Source organism: Mucilaginibacter gracilis, assembly GCF_003633615.1.
In the GTDB taxonomy this organism is placed as follows: domain Bacteria; phylum Bacteroidota; class Bacteroidia; order Sphingobacteriales; family Sphingobacteriaceae; genus Mucilaginibacter; species Mucilaginibacter gracilis.
The window spans coordinates 3,352,689-3,373,607 of record NZ_RBKU01000001.1; the positions used below are offsets into that span (position 1 = coordinate 3,352,689).

Annotated in this window: 22 protein-coding genes and 1 pseudogene; 20 read left to right on the forward strand and 3 right to left on the reverse strand. The window is 40.4% G+C overall.

Going from position 1 to position 20,919, the window contains the following annotated elements; translation table 11 throughout:
* Positions 1-250 precede the first annotated feature (250 nt).
* The 9 genes and pseudogenes from BDD43_RS14565 to BDD43_RS14595 all read left to right on the forward strand — a co-directional run bounded on the left by BDD43_RS14565 (position 251) and on the right by BDD43_RS14595 (position 8,383).
* Positions 251-1,867, forward strand: coding sequence for a hypothetical protein (locus BDD43_RS14565; RefSeq protein ID WP_121198363.1), 1,617 nt, complete (start codon positions 251-253; stop codon positions 1,865-1,867).
* A gap of 6 nt (positions 1,868-1,873) precedes the next feature.
* Positions 1,874-2,767: a tyrosine-type recombinase/integrase gene (locus BDD43_RS14570; RefSeq protein WP_121198364.1), complete on the forward strand. Its 894-nt coding sequence runs from the start codon at positions 1,874-1,876 to the stop codon at positions 2,765-2,767.
* The gene (locus BDD43_RS14575) at positions 2,754-3,713 is read left to right on the forward strand and encodes a tyrosine-type recombinase/integrase (protein ID WP_121198365.1); all 960 of its coding nucleotides are present in this window, start codon (positions 2,754-2,756) and stop codon (positions 3,711-3,713) included. Before BDD43_RS14570 ends, BDD43_RS14575 begins: the two co-directional genes overlap by 14 nt.
* 166 nt (positions 3,714-3,879) lie before the next feature.
* A complete protein-coding gene (locus tag BDD43_RS30055; protein WP_162847074.1) occupies positions 3,880-4,023 on the forward strand; it encodes a hypothetical protein in 144 nt (47 codons plus the stop codon).
* Positions 4,024-4,050: 27 nt separating this feature from the next.
* Positions 4,051-4,170 (forward strand): annotated as a pseudogene (locus BDD43_RS30810) (RHS repeat-associated core domain-containing protein); the annotation flags it as partial.
* Positions 4,171-4,221: 51 nt separating this feature from the next.
* Positions 4,222-4,974 carry a Tox-REase-5 domain-containing protein gene (locus tag BDD43_RS31075; RefSeq protein WP_394339632.1) on the forward strand — a complete coding sequence of 251 codons (753 nt, stop codon included), beginning with the start codon at positions 4,222-4,224 and terminating at the stop codon, positions 4,972-4,974.
* 6 nt (positions 4,975-4,980) lie between these two features.
* On the forward strand, positions 4,981-5,664 hold the full coding sequence (locus BDD43_RS14585) for an Imm52 family immunity protein (protein WP_121198367.1): 684 nt from the start codon (positions 4,981-4,983) through the stop codon (positions 5,662-5,664).
* Between the two features lie 293 nt (positions 5,665-5,957).
* Positions 5,958-7,736 (forward strand): DUF262 domain-containing protein, encoded by a 1,779-nt coding sequence (locus tag BDD43_RS14590; RefSeq protein WP_121198368.1) that lies wholly within the window; start codon positions 5,958-5,960, stop codon positions 7,734-7,736.
* A gap of 62 nt (positions 7,737-7,798) precedes the next feature.
* Positions 7,799-8,383 (forward strand): hypothetical protein, encoded by a 585-nt coding sequence (locus BDD43_RS14595; protein WP_121198369.1) that lies wholly within the window; start codon positions 7,799-7,801, stop codon positions 8,381-8,383.
* Positions 8,384-8,668: 285 nt separating this feature from the next.
* Here the strand turns inward: BDD43_RS14595 and BDD43_RS14600 are convergent, their stop codons facing one another.
* Positions 8,669-9,667 carry an IS110 family RNA-guided transposase gene (locus tag BDD43_RS14600; RefSeq protein WP_121198370.1) on the reverse strand — a complete coding sequence of 333 codons (999 nt, stop codon included), beginning with the start codon at positions 9,665-9,667 and terminating at the stop codon, positions 8,669-8,671.
* 909 nt (positions 9,668-10,576) lie between these two features.
* Here BDD43_RS14600 and BDD43_RS14605 point away from each other — a divergent pair.
* Genes BDD43_RS14605 through BDD43_RS14615 form a run of 3 tightly spaced genes read left to right on the forward strand, consistent with a single transcriptional unit; the run spans position 10,577 to position 12,498 of the window.
* Complete coding sequence (locus tag BDD43_RS14605) at positions 10,577-11,806, forward strand: site-specific integrase (protein WP_121198371.1); 1,230 nt, start codon at positions 10,577-10,579, stop codon at positions 11,804-11,806.
* A gap of 55 nt (positions 11,807-11,861) precedes the next feature.
* Positions 11,862-12,209: a type II toxin-antitoxin system RelE/ParE family toxin gene (locus BDD43_RS14610; RefSeq protein WP_121201987.1), complete on the forward strand. Its 348-nt coding sequence runs from the start codon at positions 11,862-11,864 to the stop codon at positions 12,207-12,209.
* Positions 12,196-12,498: a helix-turn-helix domain-containing protein gene (locus BDD43_RS14615; protein ID WP_121198372.1), complete on the forward strand. Its 303-nt coding sequence runs from the start codon at positions 12,196-12,198 to the stop codon at positions 12,496-12,498. Before BDD43_RS14610 ends, BDD43_RS14615 begins: the two co-directional genes overlap by 14 nt.
* A gap of 63 nt (positions 12,499-12,561) precedes the next feature.
* Here the strand turns inward: BDD43_RS14615 and BDD43_RS14620 are convergent, their stop codons facing one another.
* Positions 12,562-14,907, reverse strand: a complete 2,346-nt coding sequence (locus BDD43_RS14620; RefSeq protein ID WP_147425645.1) for a hypothetical protein — start codon at positions 14,905-14,907, stop codon at positions 12,562-12,564.
* A 244-nt stretch (positions 14,908-15,151) separates the two neighbouring features.
* Here BDD43_RS14620 and BDD43_RS14625 point away from each other — a divergent pair, with 244 nt between their 5' ends.
* The 7 genes from BDD43_RS14625 (at position 15,152) to BDD43_RS14655 (ending at position 19,454) form a co-directional block, all read left to right on the forward strand.
* Positions 15,152-15,916: a hypothetical protein gene (locus BDD43_RS14625; RefSeq protein ID WP_121198374.1), complete on the forward strand. Its 765-nt coding sequence runs from the start codon at positions 15,152-15,154 to the stop codon at positions 15,914-15,916.
* Between the two features lie 163 nt (positions 15,917-16,079).
* On the forward strand, positions 16,080-16,367 hold the full coding sequence (locus BDD43_RS14630) for a helix-turn-helix transcriptional regulator (protein WP_121198375.1): 288 nt from the start codon (positions 16,080-16,082) through the stop codon (positions 16,365-16,367).
* Positions 16,357-16,620: a helix-turn-helix domain-containing protein gene (locus tag BDD43_RS14635; RefSeq protein WP_121198376.1), complete on the forward strand. Its 264-nt coding sequence runs from the start codon at positions 16,357-16,359 to the stop codon at positions 16,618-16,620. The genes BDD43_RS14630 and BDD43_RS14635 overlap by 11 nt, the downstream gene beginning before the upstream one ends.
* 256 nt (positions 16,621-16,876) lie before the next feature.
* Positions 16,877-17,266, forward strand: a complete 390-nt coding sequence (locus BDD43_RS14640; protein WP_147425646.1) for a plasmid mobilization protein — start codon at positions 16,877-16,879, stop codon at positions 17,264-17,266.
* Positions 17,256-18,203, forward strand: a complete 948-nt coding sequence (locus BDD43_RS14645) for a relaxase/mobilization nuclease domain-containing protein (RefSeq protein ID WP_121198378.1) — start codon at positions 17,256-17,258, stop codon at positions 18,201-18,203. The genes BDD43_RS14640 and BDD43_RS14645 overlap by 11 nt, the downstream gene beginning before the upstream one ends.
* Positions 18,204-18,233: 30 nt before the next feature.
* Complete coding sequence (locus BDD43_RS14650; protein WP_121198379.1) at positions 18,234-18,863, forward strand: hypothetical protein; 630 nt, start codon at positions 18,234-18,236, stop codon at positions 18,861-18,863.
* 117 nt (positions 18,864-18,980) lie between these two features.
* The gene (locus BDD43_RS14655) at positions 18,981-19,454 is read left to right on the forward strand and encodes a DinB family protein (protein ID WP_121198380.1); all 474 of its coding nucleotides are present in this window, start codon (positions 18,981-18,983) and stop codon (positions 19,452-19,454) included.
* Between the two features lie 43 nt (positions 19,455-19,497).
* On the opposite strand, the gene BDD43_RS14660 is transcribed toward BDD43_RS14655, so the two are convergent.
* Complete coding sequence (locus BDD43_RS14660) at positions 19,498-19,881, reverse strand: helix-turn-helix domain-containing protein (RefSeq protein ID WP_121198381.1); 384 nt, start codon at positions 19,879-19,881, stop codon at positions 19,498-19,500.
* Between the two features lie 124 nt (positions 19,882-20,005).
* Here BDD43_RS14660 and BDD43_RS14665 point away from each other — a divergent pair, with 124 nt between their 5' ends.
* Positions 20,006-20,905 carry a HEPN domain-containing protein gene (locus BDD43_RS14665; protein WP_121198382.1) on the forward strand — a complete coding sequence of 300 codons (900 nt, stop codon included), beginning with the start codon at positions 20,006-20,008 and terminating at the stop codon, positions 20,903-20,905.
* Positions 20,906-20,919 lie beyond the last annotated feature (14 nt).

Here is a 20,919-nt window from a genome sequence, read left to right on the forward strand (position 1 = left end):
GTTTGTTGACTAATAAATCATATTGGCCATATTGTGTAAAAGTAGCATTCTTTAGCAGTCCAAGCGCTTGGTTTCATTGAAAAGGCCTAATCTTATTGTTTATCAAGTGTTTTGTCTAATGTAAAGACAAGCGTTAATAACATTAATCTAAAGGTTACTTGACTTTAACAATAAAATACATCGATGAATTTGATAAATAAATCAAATATTGTAGTTTTAGCAGTTGTTAAATATGCCATAAAGTTTATTCATGAAAAAACCTATAGGTCTTATCACAGACAACCCGGAGTTACTATTGTACTTAGACGGCAAATTACACATTACTGTATTGGGCGGCATTAAGCTGACCGGCTTTGACCGTTTAAAGGTTACGCTTAAACTGGTGAACACAGATGATAAGCTTAACGTCTTTCGCCACAACTTAGATCTTTACAATAGCATCCAGGCCGAGCAGCTGATCGAGAAATCAGCCGATGCGCTAAACATCGGCACCCGTGAGATCAGCACGGCCATAACCGGGCTGACCACCTCTTTAGAACAATACCGTTCCGAACGTTTGGAGGCCATGAAGCCCAAACAACCCGAAAAGAAACAGCTATCAGAAGCCGAGCGCAAAGCGGCCATAGCTTACTTGAAAAACCCTGATCTGCTGGGCAGAACCAAGCAGGCTATCGGCCAAAGCGGTATCGTAGGCGAAGAAACCAATGCCCTGATCGCCTATCTCATTTACACCTCAAGAACCCGTGAAAATCCTTTACACCTGTTATGCCTGGGCGCAAGCGGCACAGGCAAGACCTGGTTACAGGAGAAAGTGGGCGAGCTGATACCCGAAGAAGATAAACTGGAGATCACCACGCTTAGCGTAAACGCTTTTTACTACTTCGGTAAGGATGAACTGAAATATAAGCTGTTATTGCTCGAAGACATGGACGGCGCAGAGGATGTACTGTACCCGATCAGGGAACTGCAAAGCAAGCGTAAGATCAGCAAAACAGTAACGCTGAAAGACAGCAAGGGCAACCCAAAAACCATCACCCTGCAAGTGGAGGGACCTGTTTGTATCAGCGGCTGCACCACGAGGGAGCAGATGTATGAAGACAATGCGAACCGCTGCATCCTGCTTTATATGGATAACAGTCCCGAGCAGGATGTAAAAATCATGGATTACCAGCGTAAAATGAGCGCAGGCCTGATTGACCGGTACGCAGAAAAGAAAGTACGGGAGCAGCTTAAAAACGTGCAGCGCCTGTTAAAACCTGTTAGTGTTAAAAATCCTTACGCCCCTTACCTGCAACTGCCGGAGGCTGTTTTTAAGCCCCGGCGCACCATGCTTTTATTGCTGTTATTCACGGAAACTATTACTTACTACCACCAGTATCAAAGGGAACTGAAAACCGACGAGGACACCGGGGAGCAGTATATTGAAACCACCATCGAGGACATACAGGCCGCTTTTAGCTTACTGGAAACCACCTTACTTAAAAAGAGCGATGAGTTAAACGATGCCTGCCGGGACTTCTTTGAAAAGCTTAAAACCTACCTGAAAGAAAAGGATACCGACACCTTTTACAGCAAGGAAGTACGGGCTGCATTCCGTTTAAGCCCAAGCAGTATAGGCCGATACCTGTATGAACTGGAACGGATGGGCTATATCAAAATCGCCAAAGGAAGCCGTTACAAAGGCTTTGAGTATAAAATACAAAGTTGGAACGACCTCGAAAACTTAGCAAACGATGCGCAAAGCATGGTTAAATCTATCCTTGAAAACATCCAGTTAGTAACCCGTATCCCACCAGTAACCCAAAGCCTTAATGGGTTACATAAAATGCAGAAAATCAGCGGAGAACGACCAGTAACCCACGAGTAACAGAAAATGCAAGGCACCCTTTATAATCCGCTTTATATCCGCCTGCAGGCAGGCTTTAGCCAATGGCTGCGCATCCTCAACTTTGAACCGAGCAGCCCACGGGATATGCCTAAAATCCTCACCGAGTTCCTGATCTATCTGCAAGATCACAACTGCCATCGTCCGCACGACATACAACAGGAGCATTTGAAAAAATACATGGAACACCTGCATGAGCGGCCAAGCAAAACAGCCGCCGGTGCGATCAGCCTCAACTATATCCGCAAGCACTTGCAGGTAATCCGCAAGTTCAGCCGTTACCTTACCGAAAGCGGACAGGAAAGCTTTACGGTGAAACTGCGCATCAAAGGCAAAAGCACCAACGTGAAGTGTATTCTTAACATGGCAGAGATCAGCAGCTTATACGAAGCGGTCAAAGATGATACGTTGGGTTTGCGGGATAAAGCGATACTGGCCTTGTATTACGGTTGCGGCCTGCGTAAAAACGAGGGTGCCAATATCAATGTTAAAGACATCCTGTTAGATAAAGACCTGGTTTACGTTCGTAAGGGCAAAGGCTACAAAGAGCGTTACGTACCGCTTGCAGGTACAGGAAAAGCCGATTTGGAGAACTATATCCTTTATGGCCGTCCGCTTTTGGCAACTGATAAAAAAGAGGATGCTTTGTTATTGAACGTAAACGGCACACGTTTAAGCGGCCACATGGCCTATGAACGGCTACAAAAGTTAAAGGCCATAGCGAAGATAAAAAAGCCCGCAGGCTTGCATACCCTGCGCCATAGCATTGCCAGTCATTTGCTGCATTCAGGTATGGCTTTGGAACAGATCCAGCGCTTTTTAGGGCATAGCAGCATGGAAAGCACACAGATCTACACGCACTTGAAGCATGAACAAATATAAGTTTGCCCCCGCAATACTGGCAGCTTTAGAGCCTTTCAAAGCTTATTTACAACAGGAACATTATGGCAAAGGCTATATCCGTCAGCATAAAAACTATGCAGGCATATTCCTGGAATGGGCAGAGGAAGAAAGCCTTGCAGTCGAACAGGTTACCCATGCGGATATATTGGAGTTTGCAGACCAGCTTAAACAAAACGGCGATAGTATCCGGCTAATCAACCGGGTGATGCTTGCCGTAAGGTATTACTTTAACTGGCTGCAACAGGATGGACAGGCAGGTTATAATCCCGCAGCCGGGATTATTCTGAAAGGCACGATCAGGCATATTCCGCATGACCTGTTAACGTTGCCCGAACTGGAAGTACTTTATGAAAGTTACCCGGTAAAAGACGAACGAACCCATCGCAATAAGGTGATTGTAGGCTTATTGGTTTACCAGGCATTGACGAGGGAAGAACTGGAAACCCTGCGCCCTGAACACCTAAAATTGAGGGAGGGCAAAATACATATACCGCCCACCGGCAAACTGAATAGCCGGGAACTTGGTTTGCAGCCCCATCAAATCTTAGACTTGCAGGAATATCTATTGGTCGTGCGGCCTAAGATACTGGCTGAACGTATGGCCGAGCGTTCTGGCAGAAAGCCGGACAAATATAAAGCGGTGGAAGATGTACACCGGCTTTTTGTCACGATGAATGGGCAGGACACGATCAAAGCCAGCTTGCTGCACCTCAACTATGCTTTACGAAAGATAAATCCTAAATATAAACATGGGATGCAGATCAGGCAGAGCGTAATAACTGAATGGCTGAAAGATAAGAACCTGCGAACGGTGCAATACATGGCGGGCCACCGCTATATCAGCAGCACAGAGCGCTACAAGACCAATAATCTTGAAGACTTGAAAGATGCACTTAACAAGCACCATCCGTTAAACCTTTCCTAATCATCAAGGGTTCAGGTGATCTTCTGTTAAGCAACCAAAAGCGGGAGAAGACAGGGCCGTCAAGGGAACGTGGAATAAATTGCCTTGTGGGTGAATGGCCCAGCGGGTTTATGCCGCGAAAGTCCCTTTACTGCCCTGGCTTCGGAGGCTACCTTTGCTGTAACAGATGATTAACCAACCACGGCCACCCGGCAATAAAACTACCAACAAACGCCGCCTTGCAAATGAAAAACTAACGCTTATCTTTACCCTAACGAACGTTCTTTATGGCACCGAAAAAGTGCAAAACGGAAAACAGCCAAAAACGTAAAAACTTTATGGTAGCCAATACGATTACGGCGCAAGAATATATGATCCTGTAGTTGGCCGGTGGACAACTATTGATCCGCTGGTGGAGGTTGGGCAGGAGTCCACAACTCCATACGGTTACGCTTACAATGACCCTATCGGCAATTCAGACCCCGATGGGAAATGTCCTAACTGCGTTACCGCAGCGATCGGGGCTGGTGTGGGTGGTTTGATAGGTGGCCTGTTTGAAGCTGGCTCTCAGTTGTATCATAGTGGAAAGATCACTAGTTGGAAAGCCGTTGGCGGCAGTGCTTTACAGGGAGCTGTTACCGGTGGAGTAGCCGGGTTTACTGGCGGTGCCAGTTTGCTGGCTACCGCGGGTGCTTCAGCCGGTGCTAATGTTATAGGAGGAGCGGCAAACAGGCTTATCCAAGGTAAAAAAATCACCGCAGGCTCTGTGACTACTGATGCTGTGACCGGAGCCCTCGCAGGTGTTGGTGGGAAATTTCTAGATAAGGGCATAAAGGTGATCGGTTCACGGTTCACATCTTCAGCCGCATCAAAAGCAGAGGCTGCTGTAATAAAACGGGAACTTGGTAACTGGGTAGACGAGAGTACTACTGGATGGTCTAAAGCAGCTAAGGAGTATCAGGAGCAAATTACCGGTCAACCGGCCGGCAAGGCTTACCTCGTCAAGGGAACAAAGTTTGATGGCATAGCAAAAGATGGTACGTTGCTCGAAGCCAAAAGTTCTTATGATAACTTTGTTAAAAAAGGGACCGGCCAGTTTTACGGTTGGTTCAAAGGAGCCAAATCTTTAGTGGACCAGGCCAGACGACAGTTGACCGATGCTGCAGGTAAAAAGATTGTTTGGCACATTGAAACAAAGAAAACCTTTGATGCCATAGAAAATCTTTTTGAAGCAAATGGGATCAGTGGTATAACGCTTGAATACACACCAAGAGTACAATAATAACACATGATAGATACGTTTTATATAGGAGCATATTGGAAGTATCGACAAGAAAGGCTTCAACCTGTTGTTGAGAAAACTGTTGGCGTGTTAAATGGATTAAAGAAAGTGGATAAACAGTTTATGACCTGGTATGAATTAGGCGGTAGCAGGAAAAAAGCCTTGGAAAAAATGTTTAACACTGATCATGATTCTGTTAACGAGGCCTATCAGAAAATGATCAGAAAAAATGATATTGATCAGCAAGGGTATAGTAAAGTCGGCTTCCAATTCAGTTTATGGAGTGGACATAGTGATGATGAAACCAGCAATATATCGATAATAGCTGGTACCCATTCAGACCATATAGCTAACAACTGTATAGTAAGTATTCCGGATGACGGGGAAGCGCGTAGCCGCTTGTTGAGGCTGGATAAGGTGAAATCTGTTATAAATATCCTGATTGATAATTGGGATCCGGAGATAGTTATATTAAAATCATCTACTTTATCTCGCACTTTACAGTCCACCAATCGGTTAGGATGGGTAAGCTATTTCGCGCAACCACAACGATTGGCAGAAAATAGCGGGCTGGTTCACGAAAAGGCCTATCATGGCCAGGGCGACTTATTTTATTTGGATGGGGAATTGCTGGTTGATTACAGCCGTATGGAAGATTTCAGACCGCTTAAGGAACTTAGTAATTGGTAAGTTGGTTTAATAGGAAGATGAAACAACGAGACTAAATCAGATATACTATTTTCTATTTGGACAGAGGTTTGAGGATAGGATATGACTATAAACTTGTAAGAAACACACTTGGGTTATAACTTGCAAGCGAGCCAGCGGTTGCGGCAAACGGCTCTATACTTACGCCGTCAGCCTCGCAAGAAAAAAAACAGCATTCTCCGTTTGCAGATAATGATTTATTAAGGCAAAATTTTACTTTTAGGTTGCGGGAAATATTTGATAATATTACAATCGGGACTTAACCTTATTAACAAATGTCTTATCAAACCGCACTTCCTATCGCTGATGTAATCAATGATGTTCATCGGAAAAAATACTTGCTGCCAGCTATACAGAGAGAATTTGTATGGAGTACCTTCCAAATAGAACGGCTCTTCGACAGTTTAATGCGTGATTATCCCATAAATTCATTCCTGTTCTGGAAAGTTCAGAAGGAACACGTTAAAGAGTATGAGTTTTATGAATTTTTAAGAGATTACCATGAGCGGAATAAACGTCATAACCCAAAAGCTGATGTAAGTGGTGAGGAAGAAATAATTGCCGTTCTTGATGGCCAACAAAGACTTACATCGCTTTATATTGGGCTAAAAGGCAGTTATGCCTACAAGTTGCCCCGTAAGCGCTATGATAACAAACAGGCTTACCCACAGCGGAAGCTTTATTTGAACTTGCTCAGTCCCTCTGAGGAACCGGAATTACAGTACTCTTTCCTGTTTTTAACACAACAGGAAGCCGAATCGAGTGATGATAGCCATTTTTGGTTTCCTGTAGGAGAAATACTAAATTTAAAGGAATTACATCAGGTAAATCAATATTTGATTGACCATGTTTTCTTTGCGGGTTACGATAAAGAAAAAGCAAACTTTGCAAACCTTGCGTTATCCAAGCTCAATCAAATAATTCACCTAAAGCCCACGATCAGCTATTATTTAGAAACCAGTACTGAACTCGATAAAGTACTTAATATATTCATCCGCATTAACAGCGGTGGTACTATATTAAGTTATTCTGACCTCTTGCTTTCTATTGCTACCGCGCAGTGGCAATACAAAGATGCCAGAGAGGAAATTACCAAATTTGTCGACGAAATTAACGAGATTGGCGGAGGCTTCAATTTCAATAAAGATTTTGTTCTTAAGACATGTTTGGTACTTGGCGACTTTTCTAACATTGCCTTCAAAGTCGATAACTTTAACAAATCCAATATGTTAAAGATAGAAAATAATTGGGACGAAATATCAAAAGCCATCAGGTTAGCGGTAAACCTCGTATCCAGTTTTGGCTTTAATCGTGATACTCTTACGTCAAATAATGTAATGGTGCCGATTGCCTACTACTTGAAAACCATTGGATTACCGGAGAATTATGAGGTGTCAACCAACTACATAAAAGACAGAGCAGACTTAAAAAAATGGCTAATTTTTTCCCTTCTAAAAAGAGTGTTTGGCGGCCAATCGGACAATGTGTTAAGAGTCGTTCGGAAGGCGATCCAAGAAAAGCCGGGTGGTTTCCCACTCAATCACATTATCGATCAATTTAAAGGAACTAATAAGACATTGTTGTTTACTGATGAGGATATAGAAAACCTTACCTGGTCGAAATATGGACAAAGCAATACATTCGCAGTGTTGTCACTGCTATATCCATCCTTAGATTTCAGGAATAAGTTTCATATAGATCATATTTATCCTAAGAGCAGGATGACAGAAAGGCATTTAAAGAAAAAGGGAATTTCTAAAGAAAATATTGAGACCTACATATCCTACACAGATTATATAGGAAATCTCCAGTTATTGGATGCAATACCGAATATCGAAAAACAGAATAAGGATTTCGATACTTGGTTGGCTGCTTTATACGACGAAGACGAAATCAGGGATTTTCGCAAAAAGCACTACCTGCCAAATGTCGATTTATCTATAACCAACTTTATTGAAGTTTTCAATAAAAGAGAAAAGCTGATTGTTTCCTATTTAAAGAAATTATTACAAATGGAAACCAGTTCGGATGTTATACAAGAAACAATATTATAACGGCATTAATCAACGATTATAAACTATCAACAATTGAAGCGATACAGGAAAACTTAACTGCTTTGGATTATTGTTTTGATTATAATAAAGAAGAGCAGGAAAATTGGAAGTCAGGGAACAGAGGAATGTTAGGGATGCCTGCCTTGATATTATTATCTGCTATTATTGATACAATGGGAGCCTATTTCAGAGGCACCAATTTAGAAATAGATGTTGACGGACAAAAGAAAAAGATTGAGACAGCAAGTGATCATTTTCTCATCCTAAACGACAAATTGCTATTTGGTTTAAACTTAACCGAACCTGTTATTTCAGACTTTTACAAAAAATATCGCTCTGTAGCTACTCATAATAGCACATTACCACCATTTCAATTTATGGACATTGGTATTAAATCTGATGAGATTTTCAAATTTAATTCGTTAGGCGAAATTGAAAAATTAATGTTGAAACCCTTGTTTGAAGCGGTTAAAAAGGCAAGTGCAACTTTTGTTCACTGGTTACAATTTGGAGGTTGGAGCGCAGCTCACAAGCTGGCAAAAGAGTTGTCTGAAAAATCAGGAATTATTACGCAACCACAACAATCAACCACATTAACAGGTTCTACACAAAATTTCGGGTCAGTCAATCCAACCAGCAACACGTAAAATAGGAAACTTGCCTCAATCACCATAGCCGCAAAGGTAGCCAACGCCGGAATAAAACGTCAAGGGTATAGCAAGCGGGCCGTGATGTTCGCTTTCAGCGGTGGCCCGTTTCTAAGACTTTTCCAAATTTATTTTCTTCATCTTAACTCGACAACAAAATTCTCATTTTGGCCGGAACCCGTCAAGGGTACATAAACAGCACGGCCACACAAGCCCGCCCTTCGCTGCCCTTGACAGAACCCGTCCAAAATAAGAGGAGTTGTTTAAGAGTTTAGATGATAAACCCTAAGCTGCATATTTCATCAGATCCACATAGCCCGAGCCGCGATTGACAACAGCAAACATTCTGGAAATGATCTTATTGCGTATAACATTTAGCGTACTCATCTTATTTTTCCCCTCGCTCACTCTTCTTTTATAATAGCTTTTCATCTCTGGATTATATGCGCAAGCACATATAGCCACCATGTGGATTAATTTTTTTAGCTGCTTGTTGGATAAACTACTGACTCGTGTTTTTCCTTTTATACTCGTGCCAGACTGATGTTCAAAAGGGGCAGTTCCCACATAGCAGGCGAACTTTCGCCAGGTAGCAAAACGGGTAAAGTTGTGCGTATAAGCAATCATATTTGCGGCCAGTACAGGTCCTACACACTTAATACTGGTCAGTAATTGATAGTTTAATTTAACTGCTTCATCACTTTCTATTACCGCCTTTATTTGTTCTTCAATCTTTTTAACTTGAACCGTTAGGTTCATTATCAGGCTTTTATAAACTTGAAATATCTCCTTGTGCTCTTTTCCTTCCAATGCCTTTTTCTGTTCTTTCCATGTGGCTTCATACCCTCCACGATCACATACCAAGCGATTTCGTAATGTAAGCAGCGACTGAAGTTTGAGAATACTTTTGGCTGGTAATAGAGTTTCCTGAATGGTTTCGCGGTGTAGCCAAGCATATTCAGCGATTCTTTGTGCATCGATCTGGTCATTCTTTCCTCTTCTGATCCCTATAGATTGTTTGATCTGAAGCGCAGGAAGCATAGCGAATGGGATTTCAATATCATTTAGATAGGTGGCAAGTTTAATTGAATACATACCGGTATGTTCGAAGCATATGATCATCTCCGCCGGTTCCGATTGTTTACTATACTTTTTTACCCAACTTAAAAATAAAGCAAATCCTTTTTCCTCGTTACTGAATGTTTTAGAAGCACCGATTCCGTGCAGGTGGGCATCAATAGTAAGCTTTGATACATCGATGCCGATAAATACTTTGTATTTCATACTAAATAAATTAATGTGATGTACTCAGACTAAAACCTTTATAAGACCTGGTGTCTAAAATTCTAACTTGTCATTGACATCGACTTGTGACTCGGAACAGGGACTAATACGGGCCATAGGTCTTTAGCCTGGGCCTTGACTTGGTTCACCCTATTCTTTGTCAGCAAGATAGTTTAATAGTAATCACAAAGAACATCTAAAGGACTTGGAATAGGGACTAATACGAAGCATAGGTCTTGAACCTGGGCCTTGACTTGGTTCACCCTGTTCTTTGTCAACAAGATACTTTCAATTATAATCACAAAGCAAATCTAAAGGTCCTTGACATTTTATCCGGCTACGCGCTTTTAGTTGCTTACATGGTAATTAAGGAGTTGTCGTTCTTTTCGCTTAAAAAGTGCACAGGATGGCGGGTTAATAGTGCTTTTTTAAATGAAAAACATTTATTATATTTGTATAACAAGTTCATTGACTATCACTTATACCAACAGACACGCAAAAAAGGCCACTAAAGTAATGCACATTATATGTGCCCTATTCGGTGCCCGTTCCTGTTTGACTTCGGTATAACTGACTGAATATCATAGATATAAATGGTCGGATAATCATCCTGCCATCCCGACTAAAGCGATACCAATCGAAGTCAAGAACCCGCAAATCACACTGATTTGCGGGTTTTTTGTTTTATTTCCTACCAAAAACCACCAATCAATATCAAAGAAGATGTGAGCAATTGCGTGAGTAAATTAAGTGTTTTACATTTACTCACAGAAATTGGATTAACTAATTGTAAATCAATTTATTAATCCATTTATTTTGATTGCTTTTGATGGGTTTTAACACCTGTTTTTGTGAGTAAAATTCATCACCTGCGTCAATGATTATCAAGTAAAATTAAAATGAATTGATATGAGGAGCAGTAACACATTTGGTATTCAGTTTGTAATCAGGCTGTCCAAACAAAAAAAGAATGACCCCGCAACCGTATTTGCCCGTATCTCGGTAAATGGCAGACGATGTGAAATTTCGCTAAAAAAGAAAGTTGACCCAAAAAGTTGGGACGAGGTTAAGGGTAAAGCCAGGGGTACGAAAGACGAAATCCGTAAGCTTAATGAACACATCGAGCGAGTGCGCACCTTGATAGCCGATGGTTATCATGAGCTGGTACAACAGAAAAAAGTTATAACGGTTGATGCAGTTAAATCCCTATTCCTCGGTGACGATGAAAATGAAATGACTTTAATAAAGTTAGGCGAGTATCATAACACCGAGATGAAAGACAAATTGGCTGATGGTACGATGAAGAACTACTATACTACTCAAAAGTATATTGTAAAGTTTCTAAAAGAAAAACATCGCCGAGCCGACATTAGCCTTGCCGAACTGAACTACAAGTTTATTGCCGACTTTGAAACTTTCTTAAGCAAACATCAACCAAAGGATCATCAAAAGCCATTACGTAATAATGGTATTATGAAACATCTTGAACGCCTTTGTAAGATGGTTAACATGGCCGTTACGATGGACTGGATTGCTAAAGACCCTTTCGCAAAGTTCAAACAGCATTTTGATAAAGTGGAACGTTTTTATTTGACTAAAGAGGAATTGGCATCTATCGAAAAAAAGAAATTTACTATCGAACGTTTACAGATAGTTAAAGACCTATTTCTTTTTAGCTGTTACACAGGTTTAGCCTATATAGATACTATGAACCTATCAACAGGAAATTTGGTAAAGGGCATCGATGGCAACGATTGGTTGATTACCAGTAGGCAGAAAACAGACACCGATGTACGTATCCCTCTATTACCGCAAGCAGAGGAATTGATTGAAAAATACAAGAATCACCCTAAAGCCATTAATCAGGGTACATTATTTCCAACTATTTCAAATCAAAAAACAAATGCCTATCTAAAGGAGATAGCCGATCTGTGTAATATCAATAAAGCCATAACCTTTCATATTGCCAGGCACACATTCGCAACGACGGTAACCTTAAGCAATGGTGTTCCTATTGAATCCGTTAGCAAGATGCTGGGTCACACTACAATACGTTCTACTCAAGTTTATGCGAAAGTTGTTGAGCAAAAGCTTAGTGAAGATATGTTGAACCTGAAAAAGAGAATGGCTAATCAATAATAATTAAAATCGAAAGTTGCCTAAAATGGCAACTTTTCTTATATTTGTACATGTTATGAGCGGAAGTAATAAATTTAGAACCATAACGATTTATAAAAAGTATTTCCACGAGTTTTTTGATAAACAGCGTCAAAAGGTTAAGAATAAAATTATTTGGACATTTAAGCTAATAGAGGAAATACAATACGTGCCTGAAACCTACCTAAAGCATTTGGAAGGTACTTCGGGACTATTTGAGATCAGAGTGCAATCGGGTAACGATATTTTTAGAATATTTTGCTTTTTTGACGAAGGGAAATTAGTCGTACTTGCTAATGGTTTTCAGAAGAAGACACAAAAAACCCCTGCTAAGGAAATAGAAAAAGCATTAAAAATTAAGCAATTGTATCATGAAGAAAAATGATAATTTAACTACGCTGGACGATTTTATTAAAAAAGAATATGGCGATAGAGGAACGACAAAACGGGAATTATTCGAGCAAGGCTATTCGGAGTTCAAATTAGGTGCTTTGATCCACGAAGCAAGAAAGGCGAAAGGACTAACGCAAACCCAGCTTGCTGATAAGTGCGGTACAACAAAAGCCTATATATCTAAAGTTGAAAATGATGTTCAAGATGTTCGCGTAGCAACACTACGCAAAATAATTGAAGTGGGGTTAGGCGGTCATCTTGAACTTTCAATTAAATTATAAAAACAATGAGGAGGTGGTATTATAAGTACCGCCTTTTTCATGTTGGCCCATACCTTATTAAAATTATTTTTTCGGGTTCGTCAGTCGTAGTTGTAAGCTGTTTACGATATGAGATGCCATTTGACGAACAAATATATTTTCCTGCCAAACTTGTTCCTTGACATCCCACCAGTTTTTGATTTTTAAATGTTCGTTAACGCTAAATTCAGCCAATGCGCCGATGTAATCATTATAGCGGTGATAAGGTTTAATCTTGTTTTTATAAGCTCTAAAACCGGCGCGATAATCTTCCGGTAATAGTTCAGTGGCTGTTAGGATTAATACTGGATTAGCCGGGCGACTGTCGTTTCCTTTTTGGAAATGCTGTACCAACGTTGTCAATAGCTTTATTTCATTTTCATCCAAACGCTCATTCAAAGTTGCCATTGCCAATATAGCTCCAGGAAATTCATCGCCAAGCGCTATCATTCTTTCGATATCAACGACGGTGAAACGCTTATAGGTCTTACATTCGCAAAACAGTAAGTCCGGTCGTTTATACTCGTCACGGCCGCTTTGCAATAACAAGCACAGATCAATTTCTTTTGGTGTCTGGCTTTGTTTTTTACTGATTAGCTCAAAACCAAATAACGCAGATATTTTTTCATCGTGACCTGTTATTTCAGTTTGAAACAGGCTTAATGTCGCAAATACAGCCATTACACCATCTGCCTTATTTGCCCTTGAAAAGGGACCAATACCTCTATAATACCAATTAATACTGGTAGGCGCGGCCATGGGTAAGCCAAATTGGTTACGGCAGATTGGGCAGGTTATTTGAACAGCTATGTTCTCCGGCAAAAAAAAGCCGTGTTGCTCACATACGCTGCACTGAATTTGCGCTCCCATTTCAACGATTTTATGTTCCAATAGCCTGCCAATAAATGCCTGTGCGTCGGCGACCTTTTTGATCGATAATGTCTTTTGTATCTCTGCAATTAATTGACTGTAAGAAATTGCTTTGCCACCTTCAAAAAGTTCGATGATTTTTAGGGGGCCTGCTCGCAGCAAAAATTTACCTAACATCAGTCCGCCAATATTTTTTAAAACCTCTTTCGCTAATTTGCTATTAGGAGTTTCTTTAAGCTTTTGACCTAAATTGGAAAAATATAATTTGAAAAAATCAAGCGCTTTGGGTAACGACAACATAATCTTGCTGTCACTCCGGTTTATGGTGCGGTGTATTCCGCCTGATGATAACCGCCATTCCCGAAAATCTATCGGTGCAGCTAACTGTCGCAATTGCATGTCTGTAATTCCAAACAACAGGTTGGCATATTCAGCGTGGCTATCATGTACCGAAATATCTAAAATTACTTTATAGGCAGACTCTCTAACGAGATTCCAGTCGTAAAAAAACGGGAGATCCTGTGCCTTAAATTCAACTCGGCTTTCCTCTACATCATACTGATCGTAAAAAGTATCATAAAAAGGCACTTCACTTTTGATGTGGTCAGCGTCTTGATATTCGTAATTTGCCCAAAAACGTGGGAACCAACTTTGCCATGAGAAACTTGCTGCCTGTATTTTTCCTGTAACCTCCGGCTTAACTTTTTCCCACGCGGTATCGATCTGGTCCTTCATAAAACCATGACCGATTAATAACCTGATAGAACCTATTGACCCACCATCGCGTTGTACTGCCCATTCTGTAAAACGCAGTACATAATCTTTAAAGTAAGGTTTATCCAACAGATCAGTTGCCAGTGGTACAATTTTCCAGCCTGCAGCCCGAAGGTTCCAGAAATTCATTACATCCTGTAAGCGATCAGAACGCATAAAGTAAATGCCCGAACCCATTTTATAAGGCTTGTTTGACCACGTTCTTAATTTATGATAAATCAAGTCAAGAATATCTATTTTATCGGATACAGCATACTCCAACATTTCATCCCAGCCTATTACAGGTTGTTCTAAAATATCATTTCCTTTAAATAACCTCTCAATCCCCTTTCTTAGCTTTTCACAAGTAATACCCATTAACGCATTCAGCAGGATATTTTCGGGTGCAATTTTTGACAAACTAAATACCAACTCGTCATTTCGGAGATATTTAAACTCATTTTCGTGATAGTACTTTGCAATTTCTAAAGTACTGATTGCACGATCATTTGTTCCTTTATCAATTTCATCTGTGTAATCCTTGATAGATTTTAAAACTCGCTCGCCTGCAATTTTTTTTACAGCATCTTCAGAAAGATCTTCATCGTATAGAATGACATCAGGATCATAATTCTCTACCGTAAAACGGTAATAATCAACTGTAGTAATATCAATATTAAATTCCCGACGGTAAGCTATCGGTAGTTTTTCATAAAAAGCAAATATTGGTGCAAACGCACCACCCCACACATGGCAAGCAACTTCCATAGCTCGCTGGAATCGCAAGTTGCTATCCGGTTGAATGAAAAAAAAGAATCGTATTGGAGCAAGTTTTTGGTTTATACCGGCATACATGGAGGTTGATTATTAATAGGGTTAAAGCTAATAAATATTTGCTTGCGATTAAGGTTGGCCAATAGAGCCTGACCGTTGTTAAAGAATGCCTTTATAGTTCAGAAACCAAAACGATAATTTACGGTTGTAGCATGTATTTAGGATTAATACTGAAGCCATGCCCAACAAATACTTCAAGCCGCACGAATCATTCGACCTTAACTCACACAAATACGATGTTGGCGTACTCACCGGATTAAAGGATGGTTACGAAGACAATCTTTTTATTAAAAAGGTACTTGAACTGCCGGAGCTTGAATATGAGCCGTATTACCTATACCACCTCGATTACTTTTTAAGCAAGGAGCCACAGGGTGAGCAGGAGTTTTTTTCTTTTGTTTGGCAGATCGTTTTAAGGCGTATTAACTACCTTGAAATAAAAGACCCTTTCAATTCAAGTCATGCTTTGGATGTAGAGATATTGGAAAAGCTCTTAAACTTTCAAAAATACCTCCGCTCAATTGACCAATGGGATACCCAAAGAACTTTACCTGAAATTATCGCCGACCAGCAGGAGATGATTAGGAAACAACAAGAAGAAATTGCTGGATTAAAAGATGAATTAAAGGCAGCAAAGAAATTAGAAACCCAAGAGTTTATTAATATCGCGGACGGTTACCTGTTGACCTTTTTAGATATATGCCTGCAAATTCAGGATGAAACCCTTTTGCCCGATGGCAAAAAAGAATTGGTTTTATCACAAACACAAATTGTGTGGTGCAAGATGATCGCCAAGTATTTCAGGGAGGGGGGTAACGAAATAAGCCTCGAAACCATACGTCGATATTTTCCCGCAGATCGCAAAAACCCCGGTAGCAAGTATGCCAAAATTCCATCCCAATTACAGTTATTTCAATTGAAGGCTAAGAAGAAGCAAAGTTAAAACTTGCATAACTTAACTATACTTACCTCTATTTCCTATAAGTCCTAACAGTCTGTATTTCAATACACTACTTGCTTGTTTTAGGTTGCTAAAAACACCATCAATTTAACCACGCAAATCTGCGTGGTCACGCGCGTACTTTTTTTCTCTTTTCATTTGCGGCATGGAGATAATAAACCAAGAAGCCCTAAGCCGGTGTGTCAGGGATGCAGTAAGGGCAGAATTACAAGAGCATTTTAATGCAGGTGGAAATCCGCCGCAGGATGAACGGCTATTATCCAAACAAGAACTTTCCGAAGAATTAGGCGTGTCGTTAGTCACGCTTACAGATTGGATGAAAAAGGGGCTACCCTATTTGCGCCTGCATAAGCGGGTGTATTTTAAAAAGAGCGAGGTGCTCAAAATCATGGTACAAAAAACTAAAGAGCAAGGAGGAAAAGATGAACGTTGAATTAATCACATGGGAAGATTTGAAGCGGTTTAAAAATGAAATGTTGTCCGAGATTAAAAGTTTGTTAAAGCCTGGTCAGGGTCAAAGTAAGCAATGGCTGAAAAGCTACGAAGTCAGAAAGCTGTTAAACATTTCGCCCGGCACCCTACAGAATTTAAGGGTTAACGGAACGCTACGATACACCAAGATCGGTGGCATGCTTTACTACAAAATGGAGGACATTGAAAAGTTATTGGAGGGTGATAGCAAGTAAGGTTCTGCAAGCAGAACCCAAAGCGAAGCTTTGGAGAAAAAGCAGCGCAGCGTACCGCTTGCGGTATAGCTGCATAGCTGTCTACACCGACCGAAGGTCGTTAACCAAAGTCATTTGCCGATAAGAAGCAAGTTTGTGTTTTTGTTCCACAAAAACTCCCCCAAGCCTTCGGCAAGGGGGCAAACTTGCTTTTTGCGCCCGTTGGTTGCAAAAAGAAAAAAGACAGAAAAGGATTGAGTATGAAAGATCGGTGAGTATGAAAACAGGATTAAAAGAGACGGCCGGAACGGTATCAGAGAAACCGAAACATAAAGGCGGTAGGCCGAAATTGACCATTAAACGGGAGGCTTTTGTTAGGGTCAGATTAACCGCAACGGAGCATTTTGTGATAGCCGGTAGAGCCAAGGATGCAGGTATGAGAATTAGTGATTGGTTTAGGTCGGCAGCTAAAGCCGCAAGAGTTGTAGCTCGGCTAAATCCAGAAGACATGCAGATCATGAGGATGCTTACCGGAATGGCTAACAACCTGAATCAGCTTACAAAGTTGGCGCATAAAGATGGCTTATTATCAGTAGCCCGTAAGTGTGATGGGCTGATGACCGAGATAGATCAGGCACTAAAATATTTCAATAGCGATGATAGGTAAAGTTCCCAAACCCGGTAAAAGCTTTGGCGGCTGTATAGAATATAACGTGCTTAAAAAAGATGCCGCTGTGTTGTATGCGGATGGTGTTCGTATCGACAAGGTTGCACACACCATAGATGATTTCAACATGCAGCGCAAAATGAACCCCAGCTTGGGTCAGGCAGTCGGCCACATTGCATTGAGTTGGAGTCCGAACGATAAGGGTAAGTTAGACGATGAAAAAATGGTGGAGATCGCCAAAGAGTATTTGCAGAAAATGAAAATTCAGGATACACAGGTATTGATGGTTAGGCATAAGGATAAAGAGCATCCCCATCTACACATCGTTTATAACCGGGTAAACAACCAAGGCAAAACCATTACCGACAAGTTCCAGCATTATAACAATCTAAAGTTTAGCAAGCAACTTACCTTAAAATACGGCATGTACATGGCCAAGGGTAAAGAACAAGTGAACCGCCCACAATTAAAGGGCATTGATAAATTAAAGTACGAATTGCACGACACGATAAAAGCAGCGATTAAAAAAGTAAACAATATTACAGAACTAAAAAAGGAACTGGCTAAGCAAGGTATTGATACGTACTTCAAATTTAGGAGTGGTACATCGGAGATACAAGGTATCAGTTTTGGTAAGGGCAAGTATAAATTCAAAGGTTCGGAAATCGACCGCAGTTTAAGTTACAGCAAAATAACCCAGGCCATACAGCAAAATGTACAACAACGGGAATCCGAACAGGTACAGCATAAACAGTTTGTCAGCGACCTGAAAGCAGCCGTCCAATCACAAACCTCTGCATTCCCTCAACGGCAAAGTACAGGTGGTAAATCATTGCTCGAAGTGCTGCTTACCCCTGAATATATTGAGCCGATGCCTTATATCTACGACACGGACGAGCGAAAGAAGAAGCGCAAAAAAGCCAAGTCAGACCTATAAAATAAGCAGGTAACATTAATCATTAAGACAATGGAAAATCACGAAGAAAACAACATACAGCAGGAAATCATAGATAGCCTGGCAAAAAAAATGACCGAGCTTGAAAAAAGGCAATTAAAAGTAGAAGAACTTGATTTGGCTGGTCTACCCTCAAAAATAGAAGATTTAGAAACAAAGGTCAAAGAAACAGCGGAAATGAAAACGTTGGGGAATAGTAAACAACTGGAACGGTTCGACGGCCAGTTAAACGGCTTCGATAGAAAACTGGATGCCATTCCAAAAGCGATACCTATCAAGCACGAGTTCGATCCTAAATCCAGATTCATTATTAAAACTGTTTTAGGGCTTATACTTGGCTTTTGTATTCTCCTAATCATTGCAATAAACCTGTATCTGGAAAACAACCGAAGAAGTGATGCGAACAATAAGTTTCTGTTACTACGCGGGTTCTATCCCGACGTGGCCCGGCAGATTGATAGCGCCTATAGCAATAATCCTGATAGCCTCATCAGAAAAGCACAGGCTAACATAGATGAAAGGGAAATAATGTACCAGGCTGCCATTGAGGCAAAGCAAGCTGCCGAAGAGAGTAAAGCTGCCAACGAGAAGCTAAGAAAACTAAAAGGTAAAACAAACAGCACAAGTAAACATAAAAGATAGTTGCCGATTGCGCGTAAACTCCTAAAAAATGAGCTGTCAATTTGAACTTAAATATGAAAAGGTTAGTTTAGATGACTTTATGGATTCTTCCTTTGCTGAAGCCTCAAACCAACTCAAATGATTAATGAGCGTTTTGAATGTGAAATATTAAGAGCCAGCAGAACCAGGCTATTGCAATTGATTGAAAAAAGTGATTACGAAGTATTATTTAAAATTCCGGAAGGTTTTAACAATAATATTATTTGGCAAATTGGTCATTGTATCACTTCTCAACAGAGGCATATGTATATGCGTAGCGGATTACCAATGCACATATCTAAAGAATTTGAGGATTCTTTCAAAATTGGTTCATCTCCAAGGTCTTGGAAAATCACTCCTGATGTTAATGAGGTCAAACATTTATTGATTGATACAGTTAACCACCTTGAATCCGATCTGGAATCCAGATTATTTGTCAACTATGAGCCCTTTGAGTTACCCATGGGATTTAAAGTGAAAAATCATGTAGAGGCGCTACAAGCCGCCAACTATCACGAAGCGGAACATAGTGGAAAAATTTTCGTGTATTTGAAGTTATTAGTTAAAGAATGAACACATCAATAAAGATTCACATCCAAAAATTTAAATAATGCTTCTACTTTTTAAGTAGTTCGTTTTTTTCTTTCTCACTTGCCAAAAGGCGTTCGTATAGACTTTTGTTTTCTTCAACAAGCTCCATTAGTTTATCCAATGGATTAAACGTGCAATGGTGACGAAAATCACCTGTACTGTTATCGTGAAAATTATTGAAGTAGTTGAAAACTGCTTCTTCAGTGAAGTTTTTTATCGCATCGGCAGTAACTCCCAACGCTTGGGCTATTTTTTCTAAAGCCAAATCTTCCACATCAGGGCTTTGCTCAATTTTAGATATAGCTTGCTGACTAACCCCCATCAAGCTGGCCAAGGTTTCCTGTTTAATGCCCTTCAGCTCGCGTACCTTGCTGATTTTTCTACCAATATGTAAAGTAGGTTCTACCATAGCTCAAATGTAATGTGATTATTGTAAAGGTACAAAACAACCCCGGTATTGTAAAACACAACCTGGTATGGTTCGGTACACTACAAGCATACAGCAATTTTGATAAACAATCAAAATTAAGGCCATGAACAGACAGAACTTAACTCTCACTACGCCCCAATATAACAAGCTTATTGAGGTCATTAATTCCCTCGTTACCAAGTACAATGTGGAATACATCTATTGCTTTGGCTGCTTAAACGACGTTAGATCGGCGGCCAGTTGTTTTATAGAAGATGTTACAATAGCAGATAACCACTATTTTTTATTGATGCTCACTACAGATATAACACGTATTGAACATTCGGTACAGGATCACGTAACTGGTGCATTTCCACAAATGAACATTACTATACTTGTTCATGGTATAGAAACGGTTACTAATGAAATACAGCAGGGCAATCGTTTTTTTAACACGGTTTGCCGGGATGGTTTGCAATTGTATTCTTTTAACGGTTTACGTTTGAACACAGATTTCCGCAATTTAAATCCATCTACTACACTAAGCAGTGCACAAAAACACTACGATCATAGGGAGGGCATGGCGTTGGGCTTTCTGCAATCGGCCAGCACCTGTTTAGAACACGGGTATTACAACAATTGTGTATTTCAATTGCACCAAGCCATCGAACAGGCTTGTATCATGGTTATTCGTATTTATATGGGTTACCGTTCAGATATGCACAATCTTGCCCGGTTGATCAATCTATGCAGATGCTTTTCGGATGAACCGTTTGAACTATTTCCGAGAAAAACCGCAGAAGAAAAACGGCAATTTCAAATACTGATACGGAGTTATTCGGAAACCCGCTATAAAGATCAATATAAAATTGATAGTGCCGATGCTGATAAATTATTTACGCAGGTTGTAGAATTTCTTAATCTTATCAAAATGCTCTGTAATAAAAGGTTAGAGCAATATCGTAACGAAATACCAACAGTTATTAGTTTAATAGAAAATCATACTACTGAACCGGTAGCGTAAACTCCCAAAAGCAT

Bases quoted from the DNA above. Each gene is read 5' to 3' on its own strand.
- BDD43_RS14565 (WP_121198363.1), top strand. From the start codon at position 251: ATGAAAAAACCTATAGGTCTTATCACAGACAACCCGGAGTTACTATTG.
- BDD43_RS14570 (WP_121198364.1), top strand. From the start codon at position 1,874: ATGCAAGGCACCCTTTATAATCCGCTTTATATCCGCCTGCAGGCAGGC.
- BDD43_RS14575 (WP_121198365.1), top strand. From the start codon at position 2,754: ATGAACAAATATAAGTTTGCCCCCGCAATACTGGCAGCTTTAGAGCCT.
- BDD43_RS30055 (WP_162847074.1), top strand. From the start codon at position 3,880: ATGATTAACCAACCACGGCCACCCGGCAATAAAACTACCAACAAACGC.
- BDD43_RS14585 (WP_121198367.1), top strand. From the start codon at position 4,981: ATGATAGATACGTTTTATATAGGAGCATATTGGAAGTATCGACAAGAA.
- BDD43_RS14590 (WP_121198368.1), top strand. From the start codon at position 5,958: ATGTCTTATCAAACCGCACTTCCTATCGCTGATGTAATCAATGATGTT.
- BDD43_RS14600 (WP_121198370.1), bottom strand. From the start codon at position 9,667: ATGAAATACAAAGTATTTATCGGCATCGATGTATCAAAGCTTACTATT.
- BDD43_RS14605 (WP_121198371.1), top strand. From the start codon at position 10,577: ATGAGGAGCAGTAACACATTTGGTATTCAGTTTGTAATCAGGCTGTCC.
- BDD43_RS14610 (WP_121201987.1), top strand. From the start codon at position 11,862: ATGAGCGGAAGTAATAAATTTAGAACCATAACGATTTATAAAAAGTAT.
- BDD43_RS14615 (WP_121198372.1), top strand. From the start codon at position 12,196: ATGAAGAAAAATGATAATTTAACTACGCTGGACGATTTTATTAAAAAA.
- BDD43_RS14620 (WP_147425645.1), bottom strand. From the start codon at position 14,907: ATGGAAGTTGCTTGCCATGTGTGGGGTGGTGCGTTTGCACCAATATTT.
- BDD43_RS14625 (WP_121198374.1), top strand. From the start codon at position 15,152: ATGCCCAACAAATACTTCAAGCCGCACGAATCATTCGACCTTAACTCA.
- BDD43_RS14630 (WP_121198375.1), top strand. From the start codon at position 16,080: ATGGAGATAATAAACCAAGAAGCCCTAAGCCGGTGTGTCAGGGATGCA.
- BDD43_RS14635 (WP_121198376.1), top strand. From the start codon at position 16,357: ATGAACGTTGAATTAATCACATGGGAAGATTTGAAGCGGTTTAAAAAT.
- BDD43_RS14640 (WP_147425646.1), top strand. From the start codon at position 16,877: ATGAAAACAGGATTAAAAGAGACGGCCGGAACGGTATCAGAGAAACCG.
- BDD43_RS14645 (WP_121198378.1), top strand. From the start codon at position 17,256: ATGATAGGTAAAGTTCCCAAACCCGGTAAAAGCTTTGGCGGCTGTATA.
- BDD43_RS14650 (WP_121198379.1), top strand. From the start codon at position 18,234: ATGGAAAATCACGAAGAAAACAACATACAGCAGGAAATCATAGATAGC.
- BDD43_RS14655 (WP_121198380.1), top strand. From the start codon at position 18,981: ATGATTAATGAGCGTTTTGAATGTGAAATATTAAGAGCCAGCAGAACC.
- BDD43_RS14660 (WP_121198381.1), bottom strand. From the start codon at position 19,881: ATGGTAGAACCTACTTTACATATTGGTAGAAAAATCAGCAAGGTACGC.
- BDD43_RS14665 (WP_121198382.1), top strand. From the start codon at position 20,006: ATGAACAGACAGAACTTAACTCTCACTACGCCCCAATATAACAAGCTT.